The following is a 21491-nucleotide window of genomic DNA, read 5'->3' on the forward strand; positions in this document are numbered from 1 at the left end:
GGATTCGGGCCCCCGAAAGAAAAAAAGCCCTATCGTTGGATAGGGCTTTGGCAACCTGCTGTCGGCGCTTATTCAGCGGCGGCGACGATGCTCACGGTGCGACGCTTGTTGGCGCCCTTGACGGTGAACTGCACGGTGCCTTCGGTCAGCGCGAACAGGGTGTGATCCTTGCCGATGCCGACGTTTTCGCCCGGGTGGTATTCGGTGCCACGCTGGCGAACGATGATGTTGCCGGCGAGGACGAATTGACCGCCGTAGCGCTTGACGCCAAGGCGTTTGCTTTCTGAGTCGCGACCGTTACGGGAACTGCCGCCAGCCTTTTTGTGTGCCATGTGGGTTACTCCTTAGGCAGTGATGGCTTCGATGCGAAGCTCGGTGTAGTTCTGACGGTGGCCCTGATGCTTCTGGTAGTGCTTGCGACGACGCATCTTGAAGATCTTGACCTTGTCGTGACGGCCGTGGGAAACCACGGTGGCCGTGACGGTGGCACCGGCAACCACGGGGGTGCCGATCTTGACCGACTCGCCTTCGCCGACCATGAAGACCTGGTCGATGGTGATCTGCGAGTCCACGTCAGCCGGTATCTGTTCTACTTTGAGTTTTTCGCCGACGGTGACACGGTACTGCTTACCGCCGGTTTTTATGACCGCGTACATGGATGTACTCCGAGTGATGGTTTTCAGGAAACGCAGAAGTTTATCGGTTTCCGGCCCTTGCGTCAAACGGTTTTGTGTTTTGCTTCAGTGGCCTATGCGTTCCTGAACGATCTGCCAGGCACTGCCGCTGCGGGCGAGCTCGATGGTCTTGGGCTCGGTGAGCTTGAGATTGCCGGAGCGGTAATGCTGGATGAAGCGGGCGCTGGCCTTGTCGCCATCGACGCGGATGTCGATGGCGTCGAGCTTCACGGTGATGTCGCCGGGGCGGGCGATGCGCTGGCGTCGCTGCTCGGCCCAGGCGCTGCGGTCGAGGTCGCCGGCCGGCTTGAAGCTGCTGGCGTAGTGGGCGAGGTAGGCGTCGACGTTCTTGGCGGACCAGGCGCTTGCCCAGGCCTGGAGGGTGGTCTGGATGGTGTCGCTGGCGGCGGGCGCGGCGGGTGTCGCGGGCTTGGGCGCTGCGGCCGGGACGGTCGGGTTGGCGGCAAGCGGTGCGGTGGTCGCGGGTGCCGGGGGCGCGGCGGGAGCGGTGGCCACGGGCGTCGGTGCGGCGGGGATCGGCGGCGTCGGCGGGGTGTCGTTGCTGGCAGACGGGGTGTCGAGGGCGCTGGTGTTCCTGGCCAGGTGGGAGACTTCGGCCGGCAGGATGTTTTCGGCGCCGGAGACGAAGGTGGCGCCCGGCGCGGCGGCCTGGGCGCTGCGGATCGCCGGCGCGCTGCTGGCGGTGACCGGCGGCGTGGGGGCGGCAGAGGCCGGCACCTGGGTGGCGGGTTGCTGCGCATCGGAGAACGGCAGATTGCCTTCGAGGCCGAGCTTGATGGCGAAGATCGTCGAAACGAGAGCGAACATGCCGGCGATGCCGGCGATCAGCCAGAGGACGGTCTGCACCGCAGAAAGCGGGCGCGGACGGCTATAGGGGGGCTGCGGGTTGGTGTTGCTGGTGGTCATGTGTTGCTGGCGAGAAGTGGGTTCCGGGGGATTTTAGGCGGCTGGCCGGATCGCGTTTGCAACATTCCTCCGCATCGGGGGTTTGCTGACGCAAGTTCACAGACCCGTCCGTGAAATGCTGACGCGTCCGGCTTGGCGGGTTGCGTGAGGGTTCAGGGCAGGCGCAGGAGGACGCGCATTCCGCTGGTGATGTCGGTGCGTTCGAGGTAGCCGATGAGGTTGGGCGTTTCGGCGAGCCACTGGCGGGCTTCGCCGACGTTGTCGGCTTCGATGGGCGGGGTGGCCCGGCCGTTGAAGACCAGCCGGGATCGGTAGGCGACGATCTGGGCGGGGTTCTTGTTGGTGAGCTTGAGGTAGAAGTCGTCGCGGGTCGCGCCGTTGGGCAGATCGACCAGCTTGACCGGGGTGCCATCGATGAGGGTGGTGGCCCGTCCGAGGTAGAGCTTTTCGGCCTGTTCGCGGCTGAGCTCGATCGCCCCGCTGCGCTGGCTCGTGACGATGACGATCTCGGCCTGGGCGGCCGCGGGCAGCAGTGCGGCAGCGAGGGCGAGGAGTCGGATCAGGCGCATGGGTGACATGGTCGGGTGGCCTTCAGAAGACGAAGTCCACCGACAGGCTCAGGACATGGACCGGCGTGGTGGGCCGGAGGTAGTCCGCCAGGGTGTCCGAGGGGAACAGGCCGCGGCTTTGCGGCGCCGGGGTGATGCGTTCGATCTGGCCCTTGAGGGCGATGCGGCGGGCCACGTCCCAGCGGGTGCCGAAGGCGAGGGAGTGCTGGGCGGTGTTGCGGGAGTTGTTGTAGATGCCGACCAGCGGGGCGTGGATGGCCGGCACGGGCGTGCAGAAGGCGGGGGTGTCCTGGTTCTGGTTGGCGTAGGTGACGTAGGGCGTGAAGGCGTCGATGCGGTGGCCGACGGTGAGATACCAGCCGTGGGCGGTGGAGATGTAGCGGTCGACCTTGCGCTTGGCGAATTCGGCGATGGTGATCCAGTTGTTCTTTTCCCACTGGAAGCCGGCGGAGAAGAACTCGGCGCTGGCGTGGGTGCCGGAGAGCTCGTCGGCGGCATCGGCTTCGCCGGCAGCGATGAGCTGGCGGCGCAGGGCCTGGTGGAAGCCGTCGGTCCAGTTGAGGTGCAGATCGGTGCGGGTGTAGCCGGCCTGGGCGCTGAAGCCGGTGCCGGCCAGGCCGACGCGCAGGGCGCGGGCGTTGCGCAGGCGGCCAGAGGCCGAGCGGGTGAGTACGGCGCTCTGACCGACGAGGCCCTGGATCTCCAGGTCCATCTGGCCCAGTGGTGCGCGGTAGATCGCATCGACGCCGTCGAGATCGGAGAAGGGGTTGAGGCTGTAGACCTCGGCCGGCGGGCGCAGCCACGGGGTGGCGTAATTCACGTTCAGGGAGTCGGAGAACATGAAGAACGGGGTGGTGGTGCGGCCAGCCCGCAGGGAGAGGGTTGGCGTGGGGCGGTAGTGCAGGTAGGCCCAGGTGATGTGGGGCGTGTAGTCGTAGCCGGCGGCCTGCCGCGAGACGGCCTGGACGGTGAGGTCGAACTTGTCGGACAGGCGGGCCGTGCCCTGCACGCCGAGGACGCTGTCGGTGGAGGGGTCGAAGTTCTGGCCCGGCATGGTGCTGGGCTGGGTGCTGCTGCTGTGGAAGCGGTAGTTGTCCTTGTCGCTGCGGGTGAGCCCGAAGGTGCCGAATCCGGACAGGGCGAAGCGCGGCGGTTCGTCGGCAGCGGATGCGCTGCCGGCGAGGCTGAGAAGGATGGCAGCCAGCAGCGGCCGGAGGTTCCGGCGGCGTCGGGGTGGCAGGGCTGGAGCGTTCTGGAAGCTGTCCATCCTAGACTCCGGTGGGGATGTGTTGCGTGGTGAGCCAGCGGGCGGCCTGGTCTTCGGGCTCGGCGGGGGCGAAGAGGTAGCCCTGGCCGTAGTCGCAGGCGAGTTCGCTGAGGATGTTGGCCTGGGCCTGGGTCTCGATGCACTCGGCAACCACCTGCATGCCCAGTTCGTGGGCGAGGTGGATGGTGGCACCGACGATGGCGCGCAGGCGGGTGTCGTGCTCGATCTCGCGGATGAAGGAGCCGTCGAGCTTGATGGTGTCGCAGGGGATCGAGTGAAGGTAGCTGAGGGACGAGTAGCCGGTGCCGAAGTCGTCGATGAGGATCTTGAGGCCCTTGGCGCGCAGCTTGCCGAGCTGGCTGATGGCGAGTTCCTTGCGGGTGACGAGGGTGCTTTCGGTGACTTCGAGCTTGAGGGTGCTGGGCGGCAGGCCGTGGCGTTCGATGCAGGCGACGACCTGGTCGGCGAGGTCCACCTGCATCAGCTGGCGGGCCGAAAGGTTGACGCTGATGGAGAGGTTTTCGTCGGCGAGGCCCCGCTCGCGCCAGGACTTGAGGCGCGCACAGCTCTGGTCGAGCATCTGCATGCCGAGCTCGTGGACGAGATCGAGGGATTCGGCGACCGGGATGAAGACGTCGGGGCCGATGCGCCGGGCGCTGGCCTGGGGCCACCGGACCAGGGCTTCGAAGCCGGTGGCCTGGCGGGTCTTGAGATCGACGATGGGCTGGAAGTGGGCGACCAGCTGGTGGTCGCGCAGGGCGGCGCGGAGCTGGGATTCGAGCTGCAGATCGCGCATGACCTGCTGGTGCATGGCCGACTGGAATACGGTGATGGTGTTGTCGGCGCTGCGGCGGGAGCGCTGCATGGCGTTGTCGGCGTCGCGCATGAGGTCTTCGGCGTTCTGGAAGCCGCCGCTGCCCAGCGCCACGCCGATGCGCGTCTTGGGATAGAGGATGTGGCCGTTGAGCTCGGCGCTTTCGGCGAGGTGGGTCTGCAGGTTTTCGGAGAAACGGATGGCTTCGCTGGCGTCGGCGATGTCGTTGAGGAGCACCGCGAACTGGTCGCCGCCGACCCGGCCGACCACGTCGCCCGGGCGGGCGAGGGCGCGGATGCGGGCGGCGACGAGGCGCAGCAGGTCGTCGCCAGCGGAGTAGCCGAGGCTGTCGTTGACCACGTGGAAGCGTTCGATGTTGATGTGCAGCACCGCAAACAGGCTGCCGGTGACCCGGTCGGCGTGGCGCAGGGTGTTCTGCAGGTGTTCGGCGAACAGGGCGCGGTTGGCGAGGCCGGTGAGGCCGTCGTGGAGGGCGTCGTAGAGGAGCTGGTCTTCGACGCGCTTGCGCAGGTGGATGTCGCTGATCGAGCCAGCCATCCGCACGGCGCGACCAGTGCGGGGATCGTGGACGGCCATGCCGCAGGTGAGGATCCAGCGGTAGCTGCCGTCGGCGTGAAGGATGCGGTGCTCGATGGTGAGCTGGGTGGATTCGCGCTTGAGGTGGGCGATCATGCGCAGGCGGAAGGCTTCGCGGTCTTCCGGGTGCAGGCGGGCGTAGAGGGCGTGGCTGTCGTCAAGCACGGCGCTGGGCGGGATGCCGAGGATCTCGGCAAAGCGCGGGGCGAAGTAGGTCTTGTCGCCCACGATGTCCCAGTCCCACAGGCCGTCGTTCGCGGCGCGGGTGGCGAGGGCGTAGCGCTCTTCACTGTTGGCGAGCTGGCGAGCCGTGGCTTCGAGCTCGAGGATGCGCGACTGCAGGGCGCTGGCCATGCGGTTGAAATGCTGGCATAGCTGGGAGAGTTCGTCCTTGCCTTTTTCGGGCAGGCGGTGGGAGAGCTGGCCGGCGGCGATGGCCTGGCTGCCGCGGAGCAGACGACCCAGGTTGCGGGTCATCAGATAGCCCACGGCACCGAGCAGCAGCAGGGTGAGCAGCACCTCGGCGCTGGCGATGGCGATGCCCTGGCTGAGGATCTGGCGTTTGGCGAGGGTGAGCGCCGCGACGGACACCCCGAACTGCACGAAGCCGACCTGGTTGCGTTCGAGCAGCACGGGGCGGCGGACGTGGATGAGGTTGTGGGCGACGCCTGCATCGACGCCCAGCGCGCTGGCATCGTCGGGGGGCGGGAGGGTCTGCATGTCGGGCAGGCCGGCGCGGACGCGGGTCTTGCCGGTGGCGTCGACGATGCGGACGTAGATCAGGCCTTCGTTGGTTTCGTTGAGCAGTTCGCCGAGGGCGTCCTGCAGATCGTTGTAGCGCCCCTGGGGTACGAAGGTGGCGGTGACGACGTTGAGGATGGCGGCGTTCTGGGCTATCAGCGTGTTGAGGCTCGCCGTCGTCGCCTCGTTCATGAGACGCCCGCTGTTGGTGAGCAGCAGCGTGAGCATCACGACCTGGACCACGGTGCTGGCCAGCAGGAGGCGAACGCGGATCGAGAGGTTGCTCAGCATCTGAGACGGGTATCGTGCAAGGCGAGGGGCATTTGCGACTGGAGTTTGCGTTGCCGGGTTACAAAGCGATGAGCCTATGAGGGGCGTCTGGGTGTAATCGGCACTAACGACAGAAGCTTAAGCGGAGCCGGCGTGGGGGCATCCGTATGACAGCCGGCGCCCCCCTGCATATTCTTGCGATTATCGCTTGATCCATGCCGGGGCGGGGATGGAAAGACGGGGCCGTGGTGCCGCCACCTGCGTGGCAGGCACCACCTGAACGGCATGTCTATTTCTTCCACGCGTCACGCAGGGTGACGGTGCGGTTGAAGACCGGCGCGCCCTCGACGGAATCGACCCGATCTGCCACGAAGTAGCCGTGGCGCTCGAACTGGAAGCGGGCTTCCGGCTTTGCGGCGCGCAGGGCGGGTTCGAGCTGGGCGGTGATGACCCGCAGGCTGTCCGGGTTGATGTCGCTGATGAAATCCCGCTCCAGATCTTCCGGGTCGCCCTCGCGGCGGTTGCCCGGGTAGGCGTGGGCGAACAGCCGGTCGTAGAGGCGCACCTCGGCGGCATAGGCGTGTTCGACGGAAACCCAGTGCAGGTTGCCTTTGACCTTGTAGTTGTCGGCACCGGGCGTGCCGGACTTGGAGTCGGGCAGGTATTCGCACAGCACCGCGGTGATGTTGCCGTCGGCGTCCTTCTCGCAGCCGGTGCACTTGACCACGTAGCCGTAGCGCAGGCGGGCCATGTTGCCCGGGTAGAGGCGGTGGTAGCCCTTGACCGGGGTTTCCATGAAGTCTTCGCGCTCGATCCACAGTTCGCGGCCGAAAGGCATCTCGCGCTTGCCGAGCTCGGCGTGGAGCGGATGGTTGGGGGCGTGGCAGCGCTCGCTCTGGCCGGCCGGGTAGTTGGTGATGATGAGCTTGAGGGGATCAAGCACCGCCACGCGGCGTTCGGCGGCTTCGTTGAGGTGCTCGCGCATGCAGTCTTCGAGCACGCTCATGTCGATCCACGAATCGGCCTTGGAGACGCCGATGCGCTCGGCGAACAGGCGGAAACCTTCGGCGGTGAAGCCGCGGCGGCGGGCGCCGACCAGGGTGGGCAGGCGCGGGTCGTCCCAGCCGGCGACGTGGTTTTCATCGACCAGTTGGATCAGCTTGCGCTTGGAGAGCACCACGTAGGTGAGGTTGAGGCGGGCGAATTCGAGCTGGCGCGGCACTGGGCGGGGGAAGAAACCGCCTTCTGCCAGGTTGTCGAGGAGCCAGTCGTAGAACGGGCGCTGGTCTTCGAACTCGAGGGTGCAGATCGAGTGGGTGATGTCTTCGAGCGCGTCTTCGATGGGGTGCGCGAAGGTGTACATCGGGTACACGCACCAGCGGTCGCCGCTGCGGTGGTGGGTGGCGTGGCGGATGCGGTAGATGGCCGGGTCGCGCAGGTTGATGTTGGGCGAGGCCATGTCGATCTTGGCGCGCAGGATGTGGGTGCCGTCGGGGAACTCGCCGGCCTTCATGCGCTGGAAGAGCTCCAGGTTCTCGGTGACGCTGCGGTTGCGGTAGGGGCTGTCCTTGCCGGGGGCAGACAGCGTGCCGCGGTAGGCGCGCATCTCCTCGGCGGAGAGCGAATCCACGTAGGCCTTGCCGACGGTGATGAGGTGCTCGGCCATGGCGTACATCTTGTCGAAGTAATCGGACGCGAAATACAGGTGCTCGCCCCAGTCGAAGCCCAGCCACTGGACGGCCTCGATGATGGCGTCCACGTATTCCTGGTCTTCCTTCGTCGGGTTGGTGTCGTCGAAGCGCAGGTGACAGGCGCCGCCGTAGATCTGGGCGAGGCCGAAGTTCAGGCAGATGCTCTTGGCGTGGCCGTAGTGCAGGTAGCCGTTGGGCTCCGGCGGGAAGCGGGTTTCGACGCGGCCGCCCCATTTGCCGAGGCGACGGTCTTCGTCAATGATGTTGCGGATGAAGTTGCTGGGTGCGGCGTCGGCGGCCGGCGTGGTTGGAGCGGTCATCTGGGTCGTACCTTGCTTGGCGCGGGCGGTGGTCCGCCGTTGGTCTGAGTAATCCCGGGATTGTAGCCGATGGCGGCCTTTGCGCAGGGTTGCGACAGCTTTGGGGTGGGCGTGATCTGGTTCATGGGAATGGGCATGCAAATCGGCAAAATCACATGAATGCCAACTGTTTGGCGGCGATGCTTGTGTGATTTTGTTAAAAATGCGAACTTGATGGCTGCGCGCCTTGACTCTATCCGCCCTTTTCCGAGATCTGCATTGATGCCCTGCAATCGTGTCCGTCTTGTCTTGCCCCTTGCCCTGAGTGTCCAGCTTGCCTGGGCCGACGATGCCGTCCTCGCCGACCTGGCGCTGGAGGATCTCGCCCGTCTCGATGTGGCGACCGTCTCGCGCAAGACGCAGAAGCTCTCGGAGACGCCGGCGGCGGTCACGGTGCTCACCGCCGAGGACATCCGCCGCAGCGGCGCCCGCAGCGTGCCTGAGGCCCTGCGCGAGGTGCCCGGGGTGTCGGTGGCGCAGATCGGTGCCGGTAGCTGGGCGGTGGGCGTGCGCATGGCCGAGGGGCGCTTTTCGAACAAGCTGCTGGTCCAGATCGACGGGCGCAGCGTGTACAACCCGCTGTTTTCCGGTGTGTTCTGGGAATCCCTCGATCTGCTGATGGAAGACATCGAGCGCATCGAGGTGGTGCGGGGGCCCGGTGCCTCCCTGTGGGGCGCGAACGCCGTCAACGGGGTGATCAACATCGTGACGCGCAAGGCGACCGCGACCCGGGGCTCGCTGATTTCGGCGCGGGTGGACCATAAGGGCCATCCTGCATTGGCGGTCCGCCAGGGGTTCGACATCGGGGAGCTCGGGGCTGTGCGGGTGTATGCCAAGGGCAGCGAGATGCAGCCATCGCGCAGTGCCGATGGCCGCTCGGAGGTGGATCACAACCGGGGCTGGTCGGCCGGTTTCAGGATGGACAGTGCCGGCTCTGCGGGAAACACCTGGATGGTCCAGGGCAACAGCTTCCGTCGCACCACGTCCGAAAGCCTCGTGACGACGGGGCTTGACGGGTCAGCCGGGCTGTATCCCCTGAGTCTCGAGTTTGAGGGGTCGAGCCTGCTCGGCCGCTACAGCTGGGGTCTGCTCGGTGGTGAGGCATCGGTCCAGACCTACTTTGACAACCTGAACGCATCTGTCGGCGAGTCTGGCCGCGGCGGCATCAGCACCTTCGACCTGGATTTCCAGCACCGCCTCGCGCCGGTCGGGCGGCACGAGTTGATGTGGGGCGCCGGCGGTCGCTATGTGAAGACCGACATCGATGCCGCCACGCCCATCCTGACCATCTCGCCGCCGGAGCGCAGCCTCCAGGTGATGAGCGCCTTCGTGCAGGACGAGATCACCCTTCAGCCGCGCACCTGGAAGGCGACCCTAGGCGCCCGCCTCGAGCACTCGACCCTGTCCCACTTCGAGCCCCAGCCCACCGCTCGCCTGATGTGGACGCCGACCGAATCCGACAGCGTGTGGGCGAACTGGTCGCGGGCCACCCGCACGCCTTCGGTGGGCGAGATCGGTGCGTCGATCCTCTTTGGCGCAAAGCCCACCGGCAATCCGATGTTGCCGATCGTGTTCGTCCGCTCCACGCCGGGGCAGGGCTGGAGCCCCCGTGCCGAACGGGTCGATGCGCTGGAACTGGGCTATCGTCGCACCCTGCGCAACGGCAGCTTCGAGGCGGTGTTGTTCCACCATGACTACCGCCGCCTGATTGCCGGCTATCTCGATCCGAACGGGCTGATCCTGCCGGGCATCCCGCTGCCGATCCCGCCTTACTTCATTCCGGTCCAGAACATTTTCCGGGGCAACGTCGGCAAGGCCCGATCGACGGGCGTCGAACTGGGGCTGGACTTGCCGGTGAACGACCGCTTCCGTTTCCAGGCGAGCTACACGGCCGTCAACCTCAAGGGCGCCCGCAGCAGCGACCCGGTCACCGATGCGGCGGGGGCCGAGCTTGAAGAGGCCTCTCCGCGATACTGGGGCACCCTGCACGGGGTGATCGGCCTTGCGCGGGGGCACGAGCTTGACCTGATGGTCCGGCGCACCGGCGCCATCACCCACGGCAACGTGCCGGCCCACACGAGCTTCGATGTGCGTTACGGCTGGCGTCCGGGGCCGGGGTTCGAGCTGACGGTCATGGGCATCAACCTGTTCGACAAACAGCACCTCGAATACATGTCGAACTTCCTCCCGACCCAGCCGGCCTACCTGAGCCGGCAGGCCTATGTCCAGGGTGTCTGGCGGTTCTGAGGGGACAGGGGTGATCCGCCGTCTCATGGCCCATCGGGCCCTCAAAATACTCTGCGTCGCGGCTGCCTGCCTCGGCGTCGCCCCCGCGTGGGCGATGCAGCCGGGCGAGTACCAGATCAAGGCTGCCTACCTGCTCAATTTTGCGCGCTACGTGGAATGGCCCGCCCAACGCCTGCCGGCCGGCGCGCCGCTGCGGCTGTGCGTGCTCGGCCGCGACCCCTTCGGCGAGGCGCTGTCCGGCCTCGAGGGGCGGCAGGTCAATGGGCATGAAGTGAAGCCGCGTGTCGTCGATGGCGTCGAGATGGCCTCGGACTGTCACCTCGTCTTCATCACCGATTCGGAAGAGCGGCGCGTCGGCCTGCTGCTGCGCGGCCTGGCCGGGCGCAGCGTGCTCACCGTCAGCGACATCGACGGCTTTGCCGAGGCCGGCGGCGGGATCGGGCTGGTGGTGGACGAGCGCCGGGTGCGCTTCGACATCAACCTCACGTCGGTGCAGCGGGAGGGCCTGCGGGCCAGTTCGCAGCTGCTCCGTCACGGCCGCTTCGTGTTCGGCCTGAGGGCTCCCTGATGGCGCAGCTCAAGGATCTGCCCATCGGACGCAAGCTCGGCATCGTTGCCCGGCTGAGCGTGCTGATCGCCCTCGGCGTGGCGCTGCTGACGATCTTCCTGACCGAAGTGAACAGCGAGCTGCGCCGGGCCGACGAGGACGGCCGGATGCTCTCCGAGATCGTCGCCGACAACGCCATCTCGCCCCTGCGCTTTGACGACGCCAAGGTGGCGGTGTCCCTGCTCGGCGCCCTGCGTCACCACGAGCGGGTGGCTGCTGCGGTGGTGCTGCGCCCGGATGGCAGCGTGTTCGCCGATTACCCTCTGGGGCTGCACGCCGATGCGGAGCACCTGGCCAGCCTGCGCGACAACCCGGCCGCGGGCGCGCTCAACTGGCACACCCTCAGCCTGGTCGTCACCAAGCCCCTCGAGAGCGATGGCGAGACCCTCGGCCGGCTGATCCTCGAATTCGACCTGCGCTCCATCGTTGGGCGGCTGGTGCTGTGGCTGGGCCTGGCGCTCCTCGGGCTGGTGATGGCGCTGATCGCCGCCAGCCTGTTCTCCCGGCGCATGCAGGGGATGATCGTCGAGCCGCTGCAGAAGCTCGCCGACGTGGTGCGGGCGGTGAGCGCCGGCAAGCGCTACGACCTGCGCGCACCGGCCGGCTACGCCGACGAGGTGGGCGAGCTGATCACCGGCTTCAACGGCATGCTGGCCGAGATCGCCAACCGCGACCGGGAGCTGACCCTCCACCGGGAACGCCTCGCCTCCGAAGTGGCGGCGCGCACCGCCGAGCTGCGGACGATGATGGAACAGGCCGAGGCCGCCAGCCGCGCCAAGACCCAGTTCCTCGCCAACATGAGCCACGAGATCCGAACGCCGATGAACGGCGTGATGGGCATGATCGGCCTGCTCCGCCAGACCTCACTCGGTGAGCGTCAGGGGCGCTTTGTTGATATGCTGGACGACTCTGCGCGCGCCCTCATGGAAATCATCAACGACGTGCTCGACGTATCCAAGATCGAAGCAGGACGGCTCGAACTGGAAGCCCTGCCATTCTCCCTGCGGGACACCCTCGATCAGGTGGCGACCCTGTTTGCCACCTCGGCCTACGCCCGTGGCCTGCAGCTTGGCCTGCACGTGGACCGGTGCGTGCCTGACCGGGCCGTGGGCGACGCCCTGCGTGTGCGCCAGGTGCTCAACAACCTGGTCTCCAACGCCCAGAAGTTCACCGAGAAGGGCAGCATCTCCATCGCCGTGCTGCCCGTGCCCTGCGAGCGTGATGGCGCCCTGCGCCTGCGCATCGAAGTGCGCGACACCGGCATCGGCGTGCCGCGGGAAGCCGGCGCGCGCCTGTTCCAGTCCTTCTCCCAGGCCGACAACTCGATGGCCCGGCGCTTTGGCGGCACCGGGCTGGGGCTGGCCATCGCCCGTCAGCTGGTGGAACTGATGTCCGGCGAGATCGGCTACGTCACCGAACCGGGCTGCGGCTCGTGCTTCTGGGTGGAATTCGAACTGACCCGCGACGTGGCCGGCGAGACGCAGGAGCGCCCGCTGGTCGGCCGCGCGGCCCTGGTGGCGGTGGGCGACTCCCACCTGCGCGACGCAGTGTTGGAGCAGCTCGCCTTTGCCGGCGCACGTTCCGAGCTGGCCTATGACCGGCCTGCGGTGGATGAAATGCTGGCCATCGGCACCGGCTACGACTGGCTGATCGTCGATGCCAGCTTCGACGGCGGCAGCGGGCGGCAGCTGCTCGCAGATCTGCGCTACCGGGCCGGGCGCCCGGCCCTCGCGGCGATCGTCGGCATCGGCCGCGAAGAAGTCGCCGCGATGCGCGACATCGGCGCCGAGATCATCCTCAGCCGGCCCGTCACCAGCAACGAGATCCGCCAGGGGCTGGCGGGCGCCAGGCCGGCCGATGTGGCGCCGCCGGTCGGCCACAAGCTGGCCGCGCACCTGCTGGTGGTCGAGGATCACCCGGTCAACCGCGAGGTGGCGGTGGCGGTGCTCCAATCCCTCGGCTGCCGGGTGTCGGTGGCGGTGGATGGGCGCGACGCGGTGGAAGCCTGCCGCCGGCAGCGCTTCGATCTGGTGCTGATGGACATCCAGATGCCCGAGATGGACGGCCGTCAGGCCACTCAGGCGATCCGCGTCGACGAAAAGGCCCGCGGCCTGCCGCGGATGCCCATCATCGCCCTGACCGCCAACGCCCTGCGCGAAGACCGCGACGCCTGCCTCGCGGCGGGCATGGACGACTACGTGGTGAAGCCGGTTTCCGGCGAACAGCTGTGGGTGGTGCTGAGCCGCTGGCTGCGGGCAACCCTGCCGCCCGATCCCCCGCCCGCTCCGGCGGCCCCCGCGGCCCCTGCAGCCAGCCCGAACGCCGAGCCGGTGCTCGACATGAACATGCTGATGGGCCTGCCCGGCGTCAATGGACGGCGGGACGCGCCGATGCTCAAGCGCATCCTGACGCTGTTCATCAGCGAAACCGACCGCAACGTGGGTGGTATCGTCGATGGCGCTGCGGCCGGCGACACCGCCGCCGTGCAGCGCCTCGCCCACAAGATGAAATCCGCCTGCCTGGCGATGGGGGCGGTGCAGCTGGGCGTGCGCGCCCGGGCCCTGGATGAACGGACGAAGGCTGGCGTGCAGCCCGACGCCACCGACGCCGCACGGCTCACCGACGCCTGGGACGCCTGCAAGCGGCGCCTGGTGGAGGAAGGGCTTGCGAGCCTGGACGAGATTACCCGGGTGGAAGGCCCGATCAACCCATGACGGCGACACCCAATCCCCACATCCTGGTCGTGGACGACGACCCCCTGACCCGCATGATGGCCACCGAGGCCCTCCGCGAAGGCGGCTTTGCCACCTCCGAGGCCGAAGACGGCGTGCGGGCGCTGGCGGCCTTCGAGGCATTGCACCCGGATCTGGTCCTCCTCGACGTGATGATGCCGGGCCTCACGGGCTTCGAGGTGTGCCGCCGCGTGCGCGCCACCCCGGCCGGCGAGCTGGTGCCGATCATCATGCTCACCGGCCTCGACGACAGCGAATCGGTGGAGCAGGCCTTCGACGCGGGCGCCACCGACTTCATCTCCAAGCCGATCAACTGGACGCTGCTGCGTTTCCGCATCCGCTACGTGCTGCGCTCGGCCCAGCTGCTGAAGGAGCTCGTGCGCAACAAGGAGAGCCTCTCCAGCGCCCAGCGCATCGCCCGTCTGGGGAGCTGGGAGTGGTACGTGCCCGCCGACGAGGTGCAGCGTTCGGCCCAGTATTACCGGCTGTTCGGCCAGCAGGTCGAAACCTTCGGCGACGGCATGGAATCGCTGGTGAACCACGTCTATGGCCCCGACCGGCAGATGGTCGGCGCGGCCCTGGCCGGCGCGCGCAAGGGCGTGGGCTACCAGCTGACCTACCGCGTCGTATGGCCCGACGGCAGCGTGCGCACCCTCCTCGAGACGGCGGAGCGCACCGACGAAGCCGGCGATCCCCAGTCCATCCTCATGGAGGGCAGCGTGCAGGACATCACCGAGCAGGTCGAGGCCCAGCGGCGCATCCGCCAGCTGGCCTATTTCGATCCGCTCACCGGCCTGCCGAACCGCGAGTTCTTCCGGGAGAGCCTGCTCTCCGCCGCCGCCCGCTGCCTGCGCAACGACAGCCGCTGCGCGGTGATGGTGGTGGATATCGACCGCTTCGCGCGGATCAACGACAGCCTGGGCCCCGAGCGGGGCGACCAGGTGCTGCAGGTGATCGGTCATCGCCTGCGCGAACGCATGGGCGACCGCACGCCTGCCGAGCCGGCGGGTGGCGGCGGGCTGCCGCGGCTCAAGGTGGCCCGCCTGGCGGCCGACGAGTTCGGCATCCTGGTGAGCGATGCGGGTTCGGTGGACGAGGTGCTGGCCACCGCCCACGAGCTGCTCCAGGTGGTGCAGGCGCCGATCCGCGTGCCGGGGCAGGACATCACCCTGTCGGCCCGGGTGGGCGTGGCGGTGATGCCCGACCACGCCACCGAGGCCGAGGCGATCCTGAAGGCCGCCGAGACGGCGCTCAACCGGGCCAAGCGGGTCACCCGCGAATCGGTGGCGCTGTTCTCGGAAGAGATGAAGGTGGCGGCCTTCCTGCGTTTCACGCTGGAGGGCGACCTGCGTCGGGCCATCGGCGAAGAGGAGCTGCAGGTGCTCTACCAGCCCATCGTGGATGTGGCGCGCAAGGCCATCGTGAAGGCCGAGGCGCTGGTCCGCTGGCCGCATCTGGCGCGGGGTTCGGTGCCACCGCCGGAGTTCATCTCCCTGGCCGAGGAGACCGGGATGATCGTGCCCCTCACCCGCGCGGTGATGGAGCGGGTGTGCAACGACATCGCCGAGCTGGGTTCGGCGCTGCCGCCGGATTTCCGGATCAGCATCAACCTGTCGGGCGTGAACTTCATGGACGCGCAGCTCATCCCCACCGTGCGGGCGGTGCTCGACGGGGCCGGCGTGCCGGCCTCAAGGATCGAGTTCGAGCTGACCGAGACGGTGCTGATGCGCGATCTCGACTACGCCACGGTGATCCTCGCCCAGCTGCGGGAGATGGGCATCCGGGTGGCGGTGGATGATTTCGGCACGGGTTATTCGTCGCTGGCCTACCTGCGCCGGCTGGCGGTGAACACCCTCAAGATCGATCGCTCCTTCGTGGGCGAGCTGGACGACGGCCAGGGCGTGGCGATCGTCAAGGCGGTGATCGGGCTGGCCCACAGCCTGGGGCTGGAGGTGGTGGCCGAGGGCGTCGAGACGGCCGCCCAGCTGGGGGCCCTGCGCCAGCAGGGCTGCAACCTGATCCAGGGTTATCTGTTCGCCCGGCCCATGTCGATCCGGGCGCTGGCCCAGTCCCTCGCCTGTGCCAGCGTGACCCTGCCGGAGATCCCGGCGCCGGCCGAGGACTGAGCGGGCGGCGCCTCAGCGCCGTTCGGGCTGGATGGCGATCTTGAGGCGCACGCCTTCCGAGGCTTCCAGTTCGCGCAGCTGGCGGATCAGGTTCTCGTCGAGCACGAAATCCGCCGCCAGCAGCATCACCCCGTCGCGGGTCACCAGATCCCGCGCCAGCACCATGCCCGGCCGCAGCGATGCGGCGGTGACTTCGTTCATCGGCGGCGGCATGTTCTCGGTGCTGGAGCCGATCACGTCGAGGAAGGCATCCACCACCTGCGGGCAGTAGCGCTTGCCGCGGTTCTGCTGGATCAGGGCGATCGCCTCGGCGGGCTTGAGCTTGCGCGGCGAGAGGGTGCCGCTCTGCATGTCGTCGTAGTCGTTCACCACCGCGATCACCCGTGCGCCGTACGGGATCGCCAGCCCTGAGAGGTGATCCGGGTAGCCCTGGCCGTCCCAGCGTTCGTGGTGGCTGCGGATCAGGGTGGCGGCGCCGCGCATGTTCTCGAGGCCCATCAGGGCGGCCTGGCCGGTGATCGGGTGCTTGCGCATCACCCCGAGCTCGTCGCCGGTCATGTGGGAGACCGGTTTGGCGAGCAGATCGTCGGGCAGGCCGATCTTGCCGATGTCGTGGAGCAGGCCGGCCAGCATCACGTCCTGGACTTCGGCCGGTGCAAAATTCAGGCGGACGGCGACCTTGCGCGCCAGATCGGCGACCCGCTTGGCGTGGCCGGCGTTGCTGCCTTCGCGCAGCTCGATGAGATTCGAGAACACGCGGATCGAGGTGAGGAAGTTCTGCTTGAGCTTCTCATGGGCGCTCTTGAGTTCGGCGGTGCGGGCTTCGACCTTTTGCTCGAGGCTGGCGTTGAGCGATTTCAGCTCGTCATTCTGCTTCTGGGTGAGGGCTTCGAGGCGGGCCTTCTCGCGGGTCAGGGCCTGGCGTTCGAGGGCCTCGCGGACGGTGAGCAGCACGTCCTGGTCGTTCCAGGGCTTGGAGATGTAACGGGTGATCTGGCCGCTGTTGATGGCCGCGACGGTCGATTCCATGTCGGCGTAGCCGGTGAGCAGCAGGCGCACGGTGTCCGGGTGGCGCTTGCGGGCTTCGGCCAGGAAGGCGGCGCCGTCCATCACCGGCATGCGCATGTCGGAGATGATCAGATCCACGTGCTCGCGGTCGAGCAGCTCGAGGCCTTCCGCGCCGCTGTTGGCCACATGCACGGTGTAGCCGTGGGGGCGGAACAGCCGGCGCAGGGCCGACAGGATGTTGGCTTCGTCATCTACGCACAGGATCGAGAAGGCGGGGGCGGGCGCCGCGCTCCGGTCGGGCGTGGCGGGGGCGGTGGCAAGGGTCATGGGGATACTCCCGGTACGGCCATGTGATGGACGGGCAGGGTGATACGGAAGCAGGTGCCGGTTTCCGGCGAGCTGCTGGCGGTGATGTGGCCGTGGTGCTTCTGCACGATGCCGTAGGAGAGTGACAGGCCGAGGCCGGTGCCCTTGCCCACGGGCTTGGTGGTGAAGAAGGGGTCGAAGATGCGGTCGAGGACATCCGGCGGGATGCCGCTGCCGTCGTCGGCGATCTCGATCCACACCGTGTCGCCGTCTTGGCCGGTACGGACGTGGATCGTGCCGCGCCGGTTGTCCGGCATGGCCTGGGCGGCGTTCACGAAGAGGTTCATGAACACCTGATTGAGCTGGGAGGGCAGGCACTCCACCACGGGCAGCGTGCCGTATTCGCGCACCACTTCAGCCTTGTACTTGATCTCGTTGCTGGCGATGTTGAGGGTGCTGTCGAGGCCCTGGTGGATGTCGGCTGGCTGCCAGTCCTGGCTGGCGTCGGTGCGCGAGAAATCGCGCAGGTCCTGGACGATCTTGCGGACCCGGGCGGTGCCTTCGGCAGATTCGCTGATGAGCTCGCCGATGTCGTCGCGCAGGTAGGTGAAATCCACCGCGCGCTTCACGGTTTCGATGGCGTCGGCGTCGGCGGGCGGCAGGGCGCCTCGGTGGGCTTCGTAGGTGTCGAGCACCTCCAGCAGCTGGCCGACGTAGGTCTTCAGGCTGTGCAGGTTGGAATTGACGTAGCCGATGGGGTTGTTGATCTCGTGGGCGACGCCGGCGGCGAGCTGGCCGATGGAGGCCATCTTTTCGGACTGGACAAGCTGCTGCTGGGTGTCGTGGAGCCGGCAGTTGAGATCGGTGAGTTCGACATAGCGCTTGAGGAGCTCGGTCTCGGCCATCTCGCGGCGGGCGATGTCCTCCTCGAGGGTGGCCTTGGCGTCCTGCAGGTCGCGGGTGCGCTGGACGACGGTGGCTTCCAGGTCGGCGCGCATCTGCAGCAGGGCGTTTTCGGCGTTCTTGCGTTCGGTGATGTCCTGCAGGGTTTCGATGGCGCCGATCATGGTGCCTTCGGCGTTGTGGAGCGGGGCCGCGGTGAAGTACAGCCAGCGCCCGGAGCCGCCCACGCGGGGGAAGAAGTCCTCGGCCTCGTAGGCGCCGGTGATGACCTGGGAGCGGCGCAGGTTCTTGGTGCCGTACAACCCGATGATCTCGTCCACGGTGCCCGACACGATGAGGTCGGCGAGGATCGGGCGTTCGCTGTCGTAGAAGGCTTCCCACTGGCGGCGGGTGCCGACCATCGCCGCGGCGGGCTGCCCGAGGATCTGCTCGCAGGCGCGGTTCCAGTGGGTGACCACGTGGCTGGCGTCGATCACCAGGGTGGGCACCGGGTCGCCGTCGATGATCTGGGCGAGCCGCTGCTTGGCCTGCTTCTGGGCGGCTTCGGCGAGCTTGCGGTCGGTGATGTCCACCAGGCTGCACACGGCCGTGCATTGGCCGTCGATGTCGGTGCGGGCGATGGACAGCTCGACCCAGCGCGTCTCGCCGGTGCGGGTGACGATGCCGGTTTCGTGGCGGTTCGGCGGGGCGTCCTTGATGGCGCTCCGCGCCAGCTCGCAGACGCAGTCCCGGACGCCTGCCGGGAACAGCCGCGAGAAGGGCATCCGGGCGAGTTCGGCCTCTTCGTAGCCGGTGAGCCGGGTGAAGGCCTGATTGGCGAACAGGATGGTGCCGCCCCGGTGCAGGGCAAGGGCTGTCGCCACGCATTCGGCGAGGGGGAACAGGCTGGCCTGGAGGGGGTAGGTGGGCGCGCTCATCGGTGTTCAGCCGAGCAGGGGAAGGTGGGCCTCGAAGCGCCCGTGGGTTTCGGCCAGCACGGCGGTGAGGGTTTGCCAGTCGAGCCCGAGGGCGTCGATGGCGGCGAGCTGCAGCCGGGCCATCTGGGTGTTCTCGGCGCCTTCCAGGTCGAGCGCCTTGGCGATGCCGTCAGCGTAGTGGATGATCGCCGCGAGGCTGCCCGGTGCGGTCTGCGCCGGGTTGTGGTGGAAGGCCAGGGCTTCGACGATCTCGGCCGGGAAGTTCCAGTGCTGGGCGATGGCGGCGCCGACCGCGGTGTGGTCGCAGCCGAAAATCTCGGCCTCCACGTCCACCAGATGGCAGTCCCGTTCGGTGGCGATCTGGATGACCCGGGCGAAGCCCTCGGGGTTGGCCGACAGCATCACCAGCCGGCCGATGTCGTGGAGCAGGCCGGCGATGAACAGGCTCTCGGGCTTGCGGCGCAGGGGGCGGGCCAGGGCCTGGGCGGCGACGGCGGTGCCCAGCACGTGGCGCCAGAAGCGGTCGGCGGAGAATCCGGCGCACTTGCCGGCCGGCAGGGTGGTGACCACCGCGCTGGTCAGCACCAGCGAGCGCACCGCCGAGAAGCCGAGCACGACGATGGCGTCGTGGATCGAGCCGACGCGCATCTGCAGGCCGTAGAAGGGTGAGTTGGCCACCCGCAGCACGCGGGCGGTGATGGCCTGGTCGCGGGCGATGCGGCTGGCCAGGGCGTCCACGTCGGGGTCGCCGCCGGAGAGGGTCTGGAGCAGCTCCAGCGCCACTGCCGGCATGGCCGGCAGGCTGTGGATGTGGCTGACGATGTCGGCGAGGCTCGGCTGGCTCACTTCAGTTGCTCCTCGCGGAAGGCCAGCACCGCGTGCAGCAGGGGCTGGGCGGCCGGGTCGTCGGCGGTGTGGCGGAAGATGTGCATCACCCGCGCCCGCGCGGCTTCCCGCTGGCGGGCCTTGGCGTCCGGCGCCTCGGGCGGCGTGATGGAGAGCTTGTCGATGCCGCGCCGGCGCAGGCTTTCGATGTGGTTTTCGGCCAGGGTGAGCCCGGCCGGCAGCAGCACCTGGCCGTTGCGGTCCACCACCGCAGCCGCCAGCGCCATGCCGGGCTGGACTTCGTCGAGGGGGCGTTCGAGGGCGTCGCTCATGGGGACCTGGTCGTCCGGTTGAAGGTCAGCAGCGTGCCGCGGGTGCTGCGGCTGCCGCCGAGGGGATGAACTTCGATGCGGCCGCCCAGCTCCGGGCAGTCGACCCCGTCGCCATCGCTGGCGGCGCTGATCTGTTCGAGCAGGCCCGCGGGCAGCACCTCGACGGCATCCAGGCCGATGAGCGGTGCCCGTCCGGGGAACAGCCGCTCGGCGGCGCCGTTGGCCAGGGCGATCATGCCCGTCGGGTCGAGGCCCATCAGCGGCAGCGGGATGGTGGCGAGGGCTTCCTGGGCCAGCCCGAGGGAGGCTTCGCCCATGCCGAGGCGACGCTCCCGGTCGGCCAGCACGCACTTGAGCTGGGCGTTGATGCGTTCGAGCTCGCTGTTGGCCCGGGAGAGCTCGGCCGAGAGGCGGCGGTTCTCGTCGGACAGCAGCTTGCGGCGGAAGGCTTCGTCGATGTTGGCGACGAGCATCGCGTCGTCCCACGGCTTGGTGAGGAACTTGTAGATCGCGCCTTCGTTGATGGCGTCGGTGACCGACTGGAGATCGGTGTAGCCGGAGAGCACCATGCGCACGGTGTCGGGCGCCATGTCCTTGGCCTTGCGCAGGAACTCCACGCCGGTCATGCCCGGCATGCGCTGGTCGGAGATGATCACGTCCACGCTGTGGGTGGCCAGCAGTTCGAGGCCTTCCTTGCCGCTGGTGGCGGTGAGGATGGTGTAGCCCTCGCGGCGCAGCAGGCGGCGCAGGGAGGCGAGGATGTTGCTCTCGTCGTCCACCAGCAGCAGGGTGCGTTCGGTTTCGGCGGCGCGCTGGAGGTTGCCCTCGATGCGCAGGCCGGCTTTCATCAGCGCCTCGAAGCGCGCTGCGGGTTCGGGTGCGCCGAACAGCGGGCCGCGGGTCTCGTCGCAGCCGGCGGCGGTCATCACCGAGGCGGTGTGGGCGTCCACGATGCCCGCGGCGCACACCGACAGCCCCATCTTGTGGGCGCGGTTGACCAGCGCCCGCACGATGGCCACGCCTTCCGGGTCGACCACCACGTCATGCACCAGCCGCGAGGGCACGTCGAGGCTGTCGAGGGGCAGGCGGCGGGCCCACGCCAGATGGGCGTTGGCCGGGCTGGCGGCGTCGATGGACAGGCGGATGCCGAAGCGCTTGAGGTGCTGGAGGGCGGCCTCCTCGGCGTCGGTGAGGGTGTCGCCGCTGGTGATGATCGCGAATTCGAGGGAGCAGGGCGTGAGCTGGGTGTCCAGCAGCACGCGGGAGAGTTCCTGGGCGAAGGCCGGATCGCACAGGGCGTCGAGACGGGCGCCCAGCGACAGCACGAAAGGCCGCGTGCGGCCGCGGGTCCAGGCGACCACCTGGGCGCAGGCGGCGCGCAGGGCCAGCACATCCCCGGCCGAGGCGATCGCCGCATCGACAGGGCCCGCCGGCCCGGTGACGTGGAGCCGGGCTCCCGCAAGCTCGCCGCTGCTGCATTCGAAGCGGGGCTGGTAGGCCAGCGGGTCGGGCGATTCGGGGATTTGGCTGAGGTGTTCCATCTTTCCTCCAGAGTACGTGGCGGTGCCGGCCGCCACGC

16 protein-coding genes are annotated in these 21491 nt (G+C 68.2%); 4 read left to right on the forward strand and 12 right to left on the reverse strand.

Features of this window, described 5'->3' with window-relative positions; genetic code table 11:
- Window positions 1–68 precede the first annotated feature (68 nt).
- The 7 genes from rpmA to GH681_RS09435 form a co-directional block, all read right to left on the reverse strand.
- Window positions 69–332, reverse strand: a complete 264-nt coding sequence (rpmA, locus tag GH681_RS09405; protein ID WP_153161217.1) for a 50S ribosomal protein L27 — start codon at window positions 330–332, stop codon at window positions 69–71.
- Window positions 333–344: 12 nt separating this feature from the next.
- On the reverse strand, window positions 345–656 hold the full coding sequence (gene rplU / locus GH681_RS09410; protein WP_153161218.1) for a 50S ribosomal protein L21: 312 nt from the start codon (window positions 654–656) through the stop codon (window positions 345–347).
- An 84-nt stretch (window positions 657–740) separates the two neighbouring features.
- Window positions 741–1601, reverse strand: coding sequence for a nuclear transport factor 2 family protein (locus GH681_RS09415; protein ID WP_153161219.1), 861 nt, complete (start codon window positions 1599–1601; stop codon window positions 741–743).
- A 152-nt stretch (window positions 1602–1753) separates the two neighbouring features.
- A complete protein-coding gene (locus GH681_RS09420) occupies window positions 1754–2170 on the reverse strand; it encodes a hypothetical protein (RefSeq protein ID WP_228111850.1) in 417 nt (138 codons plus the stop codon).
- A 22-nt stretch (window positions 2171–2192) separates the two neighbouring features.
- Window positions 2193–3437: a hypothetical protein gene (locus GH681_RS23940; RefSeq protein WP_153161221.1), complete on the reverse strand. Its 1245-nt coding sequence runs from the start codon at window positions 3435–3437 to the stop codon at window positions 2193–2195.
- Window position 3438: 1 nt separating this feature from the next.
- Complete coding sequence (locus tag GH681_RS09430; RefSeq protein ID WP_153161222.1) at window positions 3439–5880, reverse strand: EAL domain-containing protein; 2442 nt, start codon at window positions 5878–5880, stop codon at window positions 3439–3441.
- Window positions 5881–6148: 268 nt separating this feature from the next.
- Complete coding sequence (locus GH681_RS09435) at window positions 6149–7870, reverse strand: glutamine--tRNA ligase/YqeY domain fusion protein (RefSeq protein WP_153161223.1); 1722 nt, start codon at window positions 7868–7870, stop codon at window positions 6149–6151.
- Between the two features lie 261 nt (window positions 7871–8131).
- Here GH681_RS09435 and GH681_RS09440 point away from each other — a divergent pair, with 261 nt between their 5' ends.
- Genes GH681_RS09440 through GH681_RS09455 form a run of 4 tightly spaced genes read left to right on the forward strand, consistent with a single transcriptional unit; the run spans window position 8132 to window position 15621 of the window.
- Window positions 8132–10156: a TonB-dependent siderophore receptor gene (locus tag GH681_RS09440; RefSeq protein ID WP_194271190.1), complete on the forward strand. Its 2025-nt coding sequence runs from the start codon at window positions 8132–8134 to the stop codon at window positions 10154–10156.
- 10 nt (window positions 10157–10166) lie between these two features.
- Window positions 10167–10724 carry a YfiR family protein gene (locus tag GH681_RS09445; protein WP_194271191.1) on the forward strand — a complete coding sequence of 186 codons (558 nt, stop codon included), beginning with the start codon at window positions 10167–10169 and terminating at the stop codon, window positions 10722–10724.
- Complete coding sequence (locus GH681_RS09450) at window positions 10724–13477, forward strand: response regulator (RefSeq protein ID WP_153161226.1); 2754 nt, start codon at window positions 10724–10726, stop codon at window positions 13475–13477. The genes GH681_RS09445 and GH681_RS09450 overlap by 1 nt, the downstream gene beginning before the upstream one ends.
- Entirely contained in the window at window positions 13474–15621 is a 2148-nt protein-coding gene (locus GH681_RS09455) for a bifunctional diguanylate cyclase/phosphodiesterase (protein WP_153161227.1), read from the forward strand. The genes GH681_RS09450 and GH681_RS09455 overlap by 4 nt, the downstream gene beginning before the upstream one ends.
- A gap of 12 nt (window positions 15622–15633) precedes the next feature.
- Here the strand turns inward: GH681_RS09455 and GH681_RS09460 are convergent, their stop codons facing one another.
- The 5 genes from GH681_RS09460 to GH681_RS09480 are packed head-to-tail and all read right to left on the reverse strand — an operon-like array spanning window position 15634 to window position 21453.
- Entirely contained in the window at window positions 15634–16956 is a 1323-nt protein-coding gene (locus tag GH681_RS09460) for an HD domain-containing phosphohydrolase (protein WP_153161228.1), read from the reverse strand.
- Window positions 16953–18755 carry an ATP-binding protein gene (locus GH681_RS09465; RefSeq protein ID WP_153161229.1) on the reverse strand — a complete coding sequence of 601 codons (1803 nt, stop codon included), beginning with the start codon at window positions 18753–18755 and terminating at the stop codon, window positions 16953–16955. The genes GH681_RS09460 and GH681_RS09465 overlap by 4 nt, the downstream gene beginning before the upstream one ends.
- A gap of 6 nt (window positions 18756–18761) precedes the next feature.
- On the reverse strand, window positions 18762–19601 hold the full coding sequence (locus GH681_RS09470; protein ID WP_153161230.1) for an HDOD domain-containing protein: 840 nt from the start codon (window positions 19599–19601) through the stop codon (window positions 18762–18764).
- Window positions 19598–19912, reverse strand: a complete 315-nt coding sequence (locus GH681_RS09475) for a hypothetical protein (RefSeq protein WP_153161231.1) — start codon at window positions 19910–19912, stop codon at window positions 19598–19600. The genes GH681_RS09470 and GH681_RS09475 overlap by 4 nt, the downstream gene beginning before the upstream one ends.
- Window positions 19909–21453 (reverse strand): EAL domain-containing protein, encoded by a 1545-nt coding sequence (locus GH681_RS09480; protein ID WP_194271192.1) that lies wholly within the window; start codon window positions 21451–21453, stop codon window positions 19909–19911. Before GH681_RS09480 ends, GH681_RS09475 begins: the two co-directional genes overlap by 4 nt.
- Between the last annotated feature and the right edge of the window lie 38 nt (window positions 21454–21491).

The sequence above is a fragment of the Zoogloea sp. 1C4 genome, assembly GCF_009469605.1.
Classification (GTDB): Bacteria; Pseudomonadota; Gammaproteobacteria; order Burkholderiales; family Rhodocyclaceae; genus Zoogloea; species Zoogloea oryzae.